Genomic DNA, 1,056 nt, shown 5'->3' with positions numbered 1-1,056 from the left:
TAAAATGTACCCTATAAGATAGACACTTAAAAAAAGTCTCTCTTATAGGGTACTTTTATTTATAATGAACATAACAACTAGATGGAGCAGAACTTATGTCAAAGAAACTATTTACTAATCAAGAACAAAAATTACTCAAGAAACATCCTTATGTAAAGGCTGTTAGTGAAAAAGGAATTACTTACACAGATGAATTTAGAGCACTAGCTATTGCAGAATATGAAAAAGGCAAATGTTCACGTGAAATCTTTGAAGATGCAGGCTTCGATATCGACCTGGTAGGGATTCATCGAGCGAAATCAGCTTTAAAACGTTGGCGAGCAGCTTATAAAGAAAAAGGTGTTTCAGGGCTTGAAGACACACGTAAATATCATTCAGGACGTCCACTTGAACGTGAACTAAGTTTAGAAGAAAAAAATACTAGATTAGAAGCACAAATCGCCCTTCTTCGTGCAGAAAATGAACTTCTAAAAAAGATAGAATTAGCAGAAAGAGTGTTGAGAAAGAAAAAGGAAAACTAACAGCGGAACAGAAATTTCAACTGATCCACACCGTTATCCAAAAATATAAATTAAAGCGAATGGTACGTTATCTTTGCCAGTTAGTTGGGGTTTCTCGTTCAGGCTACTATCGTTACTTCACAGAAGAGGCAGAAATGAAAAGACAAACACTCCATCAAGCAGATGAGAAAGTCAAAGAAATCATTTTAAAAGCTTTCCATTTCCGTCGACGTCCAAAAGGAGCTCGTCAAATTAAAATGACGTTAGAGCAACAGTATCAAATCACCTATAACTTGAAACGTATTCGTCGTATTATGAAGAAGTTTCAAATCGTTTGCCCCATTCGAAAAGCCAATCCATATCGACGAATGGCCAAAGCGACAAAGGAACATCGGACATTACCGAACCTGCTAAACCGCCAATTTAAGCAAGGGGTAGCTGGGAAAGTATTATTAACAGACATCACCTATTTGAGTTATGGAAAAGGTAAACGCGCCTACTTGTCTACAATTAAAGATGCGGAAACCAATGAAATTCTGGCATATGAAGTATCTGA

1 pseudogene is annotated in these 1,056 nt (G+C 36.6%); it reads left to right on the top strand.

Annotated features, from left to right (window positions below):
• Positions 1-95: 95 nt before the first annotated feature.
• Positions 96-1,056: pseudogene (locus ACQKOG_RS27100) on the top strand (IS3 family transposase); the annotation flags it as partial.

It is taken from the genome of Lysinibacillus sp. NPDC093216, assembly GCF_050280325.1.
In the GTDB taxonomy this organism is placed as follows: domain Bacteria; phylum Bacillota; class Bacilli; order Bacillales_A; family Planococcaceae; genus Lysinibacillus.
This window is presented reverse-complemented; position numbering and strand designations above follow the sequence as displayed.